The organism is Acidovorax sp. GW101-11A03, assembly GCF_059424825.1.
In genome coordinates, this window is sequence record NZ_JBWKZU010000108.1 from 1 (window position 1) to 9,161 (window position 9,161).

The 9,161-nt window shown below is 64.9% G+C and carries 8 protein-coding genes; all 8 read right to left on the minus strand.

Features of this window, described 5'->3' with window-relative positions; translation table 11 throughout:
* A partial coding sequence (gene xylB / locus AC07Z7_RS24320; RefSeq protein WP_494767934.1) for a xylulokinase occupies positions 1-1,045 on the minus strand: 1,045 nt, incomplete at its 3' end.
* 180 nt (positions 1,046-1,225) lie between these two features.
* Positions 1,226-2,158, minus strand: coding sequence for an AraC family transcriptional regulator (locus AC07Z7_RS24325; RefSeq protein WP_094290768.1), 933 nt, complete (start codon positions 2,156-2,158; stop codon positions 1,226-1,228).
* Positions 2,159-2,190: 32 nt separating this feature from the next.
* Positions 2,191-3,582 carry a D-arabinitol 4-dehydrogenase gene (gene dalD / locus AC07Z7_RS24330; protein ID WP_494767935.1) on the minus strand — a complete coding sequence of 464 codons (1,392 nt, stop codon included), beginning with the start codon at positions 3,580-3,582 and terminating at the stop codon, positions 2,191-2,193.
* A gap of 19 nt (positions 3,583-3,601) precedes the next feature.
* Positions 3,602-4,336: an SDR family oxidoreductase gene (locus tag AC07Z7_RS24335; protein ID WP_494767936.1), complete on the minus strand. Its 735-nt coding sequence runs from the start codon at positions 4,334-4,336 to the stop codon at positions 3,602-3,604.
* Between the two features lie 17 nt (positions 4,337-4,353).
* A complete protein-coding gene (locus AC07Z7_RS24340; protein ID WP_494767937.1) occupies positions 4,354-5,397 on the minus strand; it encodes an ABC transporter ATP-binding protein in 1,044 nt (347 codons plus the stop codon).
* Between the two features lie 50 nt (positions 5,398-5,447).
* On the minus strand, positions 5,448-6,287 hold the full coding sequence (locus tag AC07Z7_RS24345) for a carbohydrate ABC transporter permease (RefSeq protein WP_494767938.1): 840 nt from the start codon (positions 6,285-6,287) through the stop codon (positions 5,448-5,450).
* 144 nt (positions 6,288-6,431) lie between these two features.
* Positions 6,432-7,295: a carbohydrate ABC transporter permease gene (locus AC07Z7_RS24350; protein WP_494767939.1), complete on the minus strand. Its 864-nt coding sequence runs from the start codon at positions 7,293-7,295 to the stop codon at positions 6,432-6,434.
* A 158-nt stretch (positions 7,296-7,453) separates the two neighbouring features.
* Complete coding sequence (locus tag AC07Z7_RS24355; protein WP_494767940.1) at positions 7,454-8,785, minus strand: ABC transporter substrate-binding protein; 1,332 nt, start codon at positions 8,783-8,785, stop codon at positions 7,454-7,456.
* Positions 8,786-9,161 lie beyond the last annotated feature (376 nt).

The window sequence follows — 9,161 nt, forward strand, 5'->3', positions numbered from 1 at the left end:
CCGCGTTGTTGTGCGGCGTGCGCTCGCCACTCAGGTAGGGCAGAAACAGCGGCGCCTGCATTTGGCGGCTGGTGCTCAAGGTACCCACGGCGTCCGACAGTTGCGCCTCGTCACCGCGCCCTGTGAGCCGGGTGACCCAGCCAAACGCACTCGCTGCACTGAGCATGACCGACATGTGGTGCCACCGCTGCGGCAGCGCGTGGGCAAAGGCATGCACGGCGCGCTCGGTGGCAGGCGCAAATGCATCCGTCACCCGAAAGACCACGCCCGAGGTGCCCAGCGACACAAAGCCCTGCCCGCCAGTGCGGGCGCCCACACCCACGGCACTGGCGGCGTTGTCGCCCGCGCCAGCGGCCACGACGACACCTTCACCGAGCCCCCAGCGGCGCACCACGTCGCTGCGCAGCGTGCCCGTGGGCGCGCTGCCCTCGGCCAGTGCGGGCATGTGCAATGTATCGAGCCCACAGGCTTGCAACATGGCCGGGCTCCAGGCGCGGGCCTGCACGTCCAGCCACAGCGTGCCTGATGCGTCGGACATGTCGCTCACTGCATCGCCGCTGAGTTGTAGGCGCAGCCAGTCCTTGGGCAGCAGCACGGTGCGGATCTGCGCAAACACGGCAGGCTCGTGCGTACGCAGCCACAGCAGCTTGGGCGCGGTGAAGCCGGGCATGGCGAGATTGCCGGTGATCTGGCGCGAAGTGGGCACAGCCGATTCCAGCTGCGCACATTCGGCGCTGGCGCGGCCATCGTTCCACAGGATGGCGGGGCGCAGCACCTGGCCCTGCGCACCCAGCACCACGGCACCGTGCATGTGCCCCGAGAGGCCGATGCCACGCACCTGCGCCCACGCGGCTGGCGCCTGGGCGCGCAGCTGCGCCACGGCAGCCTCCAGGGCTGCCCACCAGTCGGCCGGGTGCTGTTCGCTCCATGTGGGCTGGGGGCGGTGCTGGGGCACGGCCGCATCGGCCGCGGCGACCACGGCTTGTGCGTCGTCCAGCAGCAGGAGCTTGACACCCGAGGTGCCCAAATCGATTCCGAGGTACATGATGAGTGGCGGGGTCGGTGGGATGCCACGCGGGCGCAGGATCAGATTGGAGGTCGGGCCCTGGCTTCGAAAGGCTCAGCCCGAACGGTGGGTGGGTGACGCGGGGAGGGTCGCAGGGTGGTTCGGTGGGAACGATCTTCAACACTCACCAGCCCTTCCCCCTCCAGACCGCTGCGGGCCTCACACCTTGCCAAATCTCCCCGCCCCCTGCTTGCGGAACTCGCTGGGCGTCATGCCCTTGATGTCCAGGAAGCGGCGGTTGAAGTTGGCCATGTTGTTGAAGCCCACGTCGTACGCGATGTGGGTGATGTAGCGGTCGGACTCCATGAGCAGCTGGCACGCGCGGTTCACGCGGACCAGGTTCACGAAGTCGGTGAAGGTGTTGCCCGTGGCGCGGCGGAAGAAGCGCGAGAAGCGGCTCTCGGTCATGCCCAGCTCCTGCGCCAGGTCAGCGGCGGCCAGGGGCTCGGCCAGGTGGTCGGTGATGCGGCTCACGATGGCGTTGATCTGGTCAAGCTGGGCGTCGTTGTCTTCGCTTTGCAGTTGCGTGCTCGACAGCAGGCGAAAGTCGGTGCAACGCGCCAGATCGCTCAGAAATTCGCAGAACGCGCCAAACCGGGCCAGGCCTTGCCGCGCCTTGATGCGGTGCCAGTGTTCTTGCGCCTGCGCCTCCATGCCGAAGAACTCGATGCCGTGCCGCGCGCGCTCCAGCAGGGGCAGCACCTCGCGCAGCTCAGGAATGCTTTCACTGCTGGCCACCAGCGGCGCGTGCGAGAACTGGATCACCAGGTCGCGCAGCGGCACACCGCCTTCGGGCAGATCCATGCTGATCCAGTTGTGCGGCAGGCGCGGGCCCGTCAGCACCAGATGGCCGGGCTGAAACTGCCCGATCCAGTCGCCCACAAACACCTTGCCCGACGTCGCGGTGATGAGGTGCAGCTCGTACTCGTCGTGGTAGTGCCAGCGCGCCAGCGGCGTGGGAAACCCGTGGGCCAGGCAACGGATGAAGCCCGCAGTGTCCGGCGACTCGTAGCCCAGTGCGGGCGAGCGCACATAGTCGTGCTCCAGCTCGGGTTTGGTCTGGCGCGGGGCGGTGGACGTTTTCACGGTCATGGTGGTGGTGCTGGACGGAAGTTACACCAGCATCAGGCGCCTGTCCGCTGCGCCACAAAGGCCAGCACGCGGGCGTAGGCTTTGCGCAGGGCATCCACCAACCGGGGGTGGCTGGCCATCTCGCCCCACAGGGTCGCGTCGGCCGCATACGCCGCGACGGGGTCTGCGGCATCGCAGATGGCATGGGCCACGGCGGGGTCCATGGCCTGGTCCTGGTAGGTGTAGGGGATCTGCCCCGCGTGCCAGCGCTGCAGATACGCCAGGAACAGCGCAGGCAAGATGGCAACGCTCTCGAACGACGCGTTGCGCGCCAGCTTGTCACGGATGGTGGGCGCGATCATGCCGGGGATCTTGGAGAACGCGTCCATGGCCACGCGCTGGTTGGTGTCTGCGATGGCGGGGTTGCCAAAGCGGTCCAGCACCACGTCGCGGTAGCGCTCCAGGTCGATGGGGCACGGCAGCAGCACGGGGATGGCGTCGTCGGTCACGTAGTCGTAGGCCATTTGGCGGATGGCCGCATCGTGCGTGCCTTCGTGGATGTACTGGTAACCCGCCAGCGTGCCCGCCCAGGCAATGCAGCTGTGGGTGGCGTTGAGCAGGCGGATCTTGGCCTCTTCGTGTGCCTGCACCGACTGCACCATCTCCACGCCTACCGTTTCCCACGCGGGCCGGCCGGCGATGAAGTCGTCTTCGATCACCCACTGGATAAAGCTCTCGCCCATCAGGGCAGCCTTGTCGTCCCAACCCGTTGCAGCCTTCACGCGCTCGGCCACATCGGGCGTGGGGCGCGGCGTGATGCGGTCCACCATGGCGTTGGGACTCGTGGTGTTCTGCTCTACCCACTCTTTGAGTGGCGCATCGCCCAGCGCCTCGATGAACTGCAGCAGCCCGCCGCGCGAGCGGTCGCCGTTGTGGCGCAGGTTGTCGCAGTTCATCAGCGTCACGGCGCCCGCACCGGCTGCCCTGCGCGCGCGCAGGATGCTGACCAGGCCGCCGTAGATGGTGTGGCCTGCCTGGCCCGCCTTCACGGCCGCCAGGTCGGCGCGCAGGTCGGCAAACGTGGGCCAGTCGAGCTGGTTCTGCGCATCCAGGTAGTAGCCCGCCTCGGTCACCGTGAAGCTGATGATGCGCGTGGCAGGGTCGGCACCCATGGCAATCAGCGGGGCCAGGTCATCCTGGTAGGGGATCACCCGCTGGATCGACTCGATGACGGTGTAGTTGCGCTCGCCTTGGGGGGTGACGGTTTCGAGCGTGTAGCGCCCATCCTGCGCTTGCAGCGCCGCGATGGTGTCGGCCATGTCCGGGCGGAGGTTGCCGCCTGCGATGGCCCAGCCCGTGTCGCCCTGCTGGCGCAATGCGTGAACGTAAACGGCCTGGTGGGCACGGTGGAACGAGCCCAGGCCCAGGTGCAGGATGAAATTCATGGTGCGTGACTGCGGGTTTCTAGAGATCAAAGTTCGTGGGCATCATCACGACGTCGCGGATGGTCATGCCGCGCGGGCGGGTGAGCATGAAGAGCACCACGTCGGCCACTTCGGACGCCTCGATGAGGCTGCCGCTGGCCTTGGCCTCGGCGAGCTTTTCGGCAGGCCAGTCGGCCAGCAGCGAGGTGATGACGGGCCCGGGCGAGATGGCCCCCACGCGGACGCCGTGCTTGAACACCTGACGGCGCACGGTCTGCACGAAGCAGTTGACCGCCCACTTAGACGATGCGTAAACGGGCTCCCACGGCGTGGGGAAATGCGCGGCCAGCGAGCTGGTGACGATGATGTCGCCCGTGCCGCGCTCAATCATGTGGGGCAGCACGTTGTGCACGTTCTTCATCACCACGTTGACGTTGAGCTGAAGCATGCGGTCGATGGCGTCGGGGTCGGCATCCACCAGGTCGCCGCCCACATACAGCCCGGCGTTGGCGTGGAAGATGTCGAGCTGGCCCGCGAGCGCCAGCGTGCGCTGCAGCAGGCTGGCGCATTGCCTGGCATCCAGCAGATCCAACACCAGGGGCAAGGCATTCGGGCCGATGGCTGCACAGGCCTTGGCCAGCGCTGCCTCGTCACGGTCGATCAGCACCACACGCGCACCAGCGTTGGCCATGGCTTGGGCACTGGCAAACCCGATGCCCGATGCGGCGCCGGTAACGGCCGCCACCTTGCCTTGAAGTTCTTGTCCGGGGGGCATGGAAGCAGTCATGGCGGTCATGCGGTCTGGCGGGCCACCACGCGGCCGTTCGGGTCGAACCAATGGGCTTGCGAGGCATCGATGTCCAGGCAAACCGCATCGCCCGCACGCAGGCCTGTGCGGTCGTTCTGGCGCGCCACAAACTGCGCGCCGCTGGGCGTGCTCACGTAAATCAGCGTCTCTGCGCCCAATGCTTCCACCAGGTCCACCTGGCCCGGCACCGGCGTCGCGCCGGTGTTGCGCACCGTGATGTTCTCGGGGCGCAGGCCGATGGCGCCGCCCTCCGCCCCGGCGGGTGCCTGCTGCTGCACGGGCGATGGCAGCTGCGGCAAGGGCACCACATTCATCTGCGGCGTGCCGATGAACTGGGCCACGAACTGGTTGGCAGGCTTGTCGTACAGCTCCAGCGGCGTGCCCACCTGCTCGATGACGCCGTCGCGCAGCACCACCACGCGGTCGGCCAGCGTCATGGCCTCCACCTGGTCGTGCGTGACGTAGATGGTGGTCGCACCCAGGTCGCGGTGCAGCTTGGCGATCTCTACACGGGTCTGGCCGCGCAGCGCCGCGTCAAGGTTGGACAGTGGCTCGTCAAACAGGAACACCTTGGGCGCGCGCACGATGGCGCGGCCGATGGCCACACGCTGGCGCTGACCGCCCGACAGCTCCTTGGGCGTGCGCTGCAGGTACTGCGTGAGGTTGAGAATGCGCGCGGCGTTCTGCACCTTTTCGTCGATCACCTGCTTGTCGACCTTGGCGAGCTTGAGCGCAAAACTCATGTTCTCGTACACGCTCATGTGCGGGTACAGCGCGTAGCTCTGGAACACCATGGCCAGGTCGCGCTTGCTCGACGGCTGGTCGGTGATGTCTCGGCCGTCGAGCATGAGCGAACCACCGTCGATGGCTTCAAGCCCTGCGATCAGCCGCAGCAGCGTGGACTTGCCGCAGCCCGAGGGGCCGACGAAGACGATGAACTCGCCCTGCTGGATGGAGAGGTCGATGCCCTTGATGGCGCGGTGTTCACCAAAGAATTTCTCGATGCCGCGCAGTTGAAGGTAGGCCATGGAATCGGGTTCCTGAATGCTTTGAAAACTGGGGAGATGAACGCTGCGCTTTACTTGACCGCGCCGAACGTGAGACCTTGGACGAGCTGCTTCTGGCTGAACCAGCCAAACACCACGATGGGCGCAATGGCCATGAGCGATGCCGCAGACAACTTGGCCCAGAACAGGCCCTCGGGGCTGGAGTACGACGCGATCAGCGTGGCGAGCGTGCCGGCCTTGGCGGCGCTGAGGTTCAGGCTCCAGAAAGCCTCGTTCCACGACAGCACAAGGCACAGCAAGCCGGTGGATGCCAGGCCGCCCATACCCAGCGGCAGCAGCACCAGGCGCACCTCCTGCCATAGCGTGGCGCCGTCCATGCGCGCGGCCTCCAGGATCTCGTGCGGGATGTCCTTGAAGTGCGAGTACAGCATCCAGACCATGATGGGCAGGTTGGACAGCGCGAACACGATGATGAGCGCAAGCTGCGTATCCAGCAGGTGGCTCTTTTGCGCCAGCACGTAGATGGGCACCAGCGCGCCCACGGCGGGCATCATCTTGGTGGAGAGCATCCACATCAGGATGTCCTTGGTGTACTTGCCCTTGAAGAAGGCCATGGCGTAGGCCGCAGGGGCGGCGAGCATCAGGCCCAGCAGGGTGGAGAGCACGCTGGTGATGACCGAGTTCTTGGCATACAGCAGGTAGTCGCTGCGCTCCTGCACCTCGTGAAAATTCTCCAGCGTGGGCGTGAAGACGAACAGCGGCGGTACGGCGATGGCCTGCAGCTCGGTTTTGAAGGCCGTGAGAAACAGCCACCCGAGCGGGAAGAACAGCAGCAGGGCCACGCCCCAGGCAGCCAAGGTGCGCAGTGCAAGCAGGCCGAGCGGGAAGTTGGAACGGCGTCGGACGGTCATGATGTTTTGTGTTGTGTGCACTGATGGATTTGGAGGGACCCAGAAAGCTCAGCGAAGCGGTTCTGGCTAGGCGCTGCGTCGCAGGCAGTACGAGTAGTACGACAAGACGCAGCAACGACGCCAGAAGAGTTTTATGGGTCACTCCTACTTGTCGAGGTTCTTGCCGACCATGCGGATCAGGAACACGGCCGCGATGTTGGCCAGCACGACCGCGAACAGCGCCCCGGCCGAAGCCACGCCTGCATCAAAGTTGAGCAGCGCCTGCTTGAAGATCAGGAAGGTGACGTTGGTGCTCGCATCGCCAGGCCCACCGGCGGTGGTGGTGTAGATCTCGGCAAAGAAGCTGACCAAGAAGATGACTTCGATCATGACCACCACGGCCACCGAGCGGCCCAGGTGCGGCACGTACAGGTAGCGCAGCTGCTGAAGGTAGTTGGCACCGTCCATGCGCGAAGCCTCCAACTGCTCGTGGTTCATGCTCTGCAGCGCGGTCATGAAGATCAGCGTGGCAAAAGGCAACCACTGCCACGACACCATGACGATCACCGAGAACAGCGGGTGGTCGGTAAGCCAGTCCACGGGCTGTGCGCCAAAGAACATCCACACCTGCGCGAGCACGCCGTAGATGGGGTTCATCATCATGTTCTTCCACATCAGCGCGTTCACCGTGGGCATGACGAAGAACGGTGAGATCAGCAGCACCCGCACGATGCCCCGGCCCGGGAACGGCTCGTTGATGAGCAACGCAATCGCCACGCCCAGCACCACGGTGATGAGGATCACGCTGCCCAGCAGCAAGATGGTGTTGACCACCGCCGTGCCGAACGACGGGTCGGTGACGAAAAACTCGAAGTTCTCCAGCCCCGCAAAGCCCGTCTGATCGGGCTGCATCAGGTTATAGCGGATGAGCGAGAAATAGATCGTCATCACCAGCGGCACGATCATCCACAGGAAAAGCGTGGCCATGGCGGGCGTGAGCAGCAGGCGGGGGAGCAGGCGGCGGTTCATGGGAATTCCGGTACAGACTTACACAGCATGGCAGGGGCAAGCGCTCAGTGGGCGTAGCGAGCGGCCCGAGGTGGGGGTGCTGTACCGCAGCCGTACTCCCGTACGGCGAGGAACACCGCCCCCAGATCGGGCCGCGCAGTAGCCCAATGAGTGCTTGCCTACTTGTAGTAGCCGGCCTTCTTCATTTCACGATCAGCCGACACCTGCGATGCCTTCAGCGCAGCATCCACCGTCGTCTTGCCTGCGAGCGCGGCGCTCATCTGCTGCCCCACCGCAATGCCGATGGCCTGGAACTCAGGAATCGCCGCGAACTGCACGCCCACATACGGGCTCTTGGGCAGGGTCGAGTCGGTGGGGTTCGCAGAGTCAATCGCAACCTTCTCGGCGGCGGCAAAGCGGGCGGCTTTCTGGAACTCCGGCGACGCATAGGTGCTCTTGCGCGTGCCGGTGGGCACGTTGGCCCAGCCGTTGGTCTTGGCCACGAGCTGGATGTAGTCCTTGCTGGTGGACCAGGTGATGAACTTCTGCGCGGCATCCACCTTCTTGGACCCGGCGGGGATCGCCAGATTCCACGACCACAGCCAGTTGGCGCCCTTGGGCGTGTTCATGGTGGGTGCCTGGGCGAAGGCCATCTGGTCGGCGACCTTGGACTGCTTGGGATCGCTCACGAACGATGCGGCGATGGTCGCGTCGATCCACATGCCGCACTTGCCCGAGTTGGTCAGTGCCAGGATCTCGTTGAAGCTGTTGGCCGACGAGCCGGGTGGGCCGTAGTTCTTGAGCAGGTCCACATAGAAGTTGATCGCTTCCTTCCAGGGCTTGGATTCGAGCTGCGGCTTCCACTGCATGTCGAACCACTGGCCGCCGAAGGTGTTGACCAGCGTGGACAGGAAGGCCATGTTGTCGCCCCAGCCCGGCTTGCCGCGCAGGCAGATGCCGTACACGCCGTTCTTGGGGTCGTGGATCTTGGCGGCCAGATCCTTGATCTGCGGCCAGGTGGGACGCTCGGGCACCTGCACGCCCGCCTTGTCGGCCAGGTCCTTGCGGTACATGAGCATGGAGCTTTCGCCGTAGAACGGCGCGGCGAACAGCTTGCCGTCGATCGACAGGCCATTGCGCACGGCGGGCAGCAGGTCGTCCACGTCGTAGGCGGCGTCGGTTTTCAGCTCCTGCAGCCAGCCCTTTTTGCCCCAGATGGGCGCTTCGTACATGCCAATCGTCATCACGTCGAACTGGCCGCCCTTGGTGGCGATGTCGGTCGTGACGCGCTGGCGCAGCACGCCTTCTTCGAGCGTGACCCACTTGAGCTTGATGTCGGGGTTCGCCTGCTCGAAGTTCTTGCTGAGTTTTTGCATCTCGATCATGTGGCCGTTGTTCACGGTGGCAATCACGAGCTCGGTCTGCGCATGCGCAGCGGCGCCGCACAGCGATGCCGCCAAGGCGGCAACGGCCAGGGCCAAGCGGGTGTGTGGACGGGTGGAACGGGGCATCGGAACGTCTCCTGCGTAGTTGGTATGGATCTGCCATTCAACGCCGGTCGGATCACGGCATTGATGGGCTGAACGATACCGATGCTCTGATGCTCAGTTGATACTTTGAAAAGCCCTACACATACTAATTTTCGCCAGAATCTCAGGATTTATACCTAGATCCATCAATTGGGTATGCGCATTGCGGGCCTGAGATGCCTGCCCTGGCGCTGCGGGGCACTGCGCAAACTCGGCACAAGGGCGCACCCTGTTCGTCCCCACTGTTTCAAAAACTGGAATAGTCAGTTCGCGACTCGATAGTTTTTCTCTGAACACCATCGGCGTACAGTTCACCCCATCGATGAGCCGAACCCGCAAGGCGACTCACCGAACCCGG

What these genes read in the sequence shown, in the direction of transcription:
- AC07Z7_RS24325 (WP_094290768.1), bottom strand. Translation starts at nt 2,158, where the DNA reads ATGACCGTGAAAACGTCCACCGCCCCGCGCCAGACCAAACCCGAGCTG.
- dalD (WP_494767935.1), bottom strand. Translation starts at nt 3,582, where the DNA reads ATGAATTTCATCCTGCACCTGGGCCTGGGCTCGTTCCACCGTGCCCAC.
- AC07Z7_RS24335 (WP_494767936.1), bottom strand. Translation starts at nt 4,336, where the DNA reads ATGCCCCCCGGACAAGAACTTCAAGGCAAGGTGGCGGCCGTTACCGGC.
- AC07Z7_RS24340 (WP_494767937.1), bottom strand. Translation starts at nt 5,397, where the DNA reads ATGGCCTACCTTCAACTGCGCGGCATCGAGAAATTCTTTGGTGAACAC.
- AC07Z7_RS24345 (WP_494767938.1), bottom strand. Translation starts at nt 6,287, where the DNA reads ATGACCGTCCGACGCCGTTCCAACTTCCCGCTCGGCCTGCTTGCACTG.
- AC07Z7_RS24350 (WP_494767939.1), bottom strand. Translation starts at nt 7,295, where the DNA reads ATGAACCGCCGCCTGCTCCCCCGCCTGCTGCTCACGCCCGCCATGGCC.
- AC07Z7_RS24355 (WP_494767940.1), bottom strand. Translation starts at nt 8,785, where the DNA reads ATGCCCCGTTCCACCCGTCCACACACCCGCTTGGCCCTGGCCGTTGCC.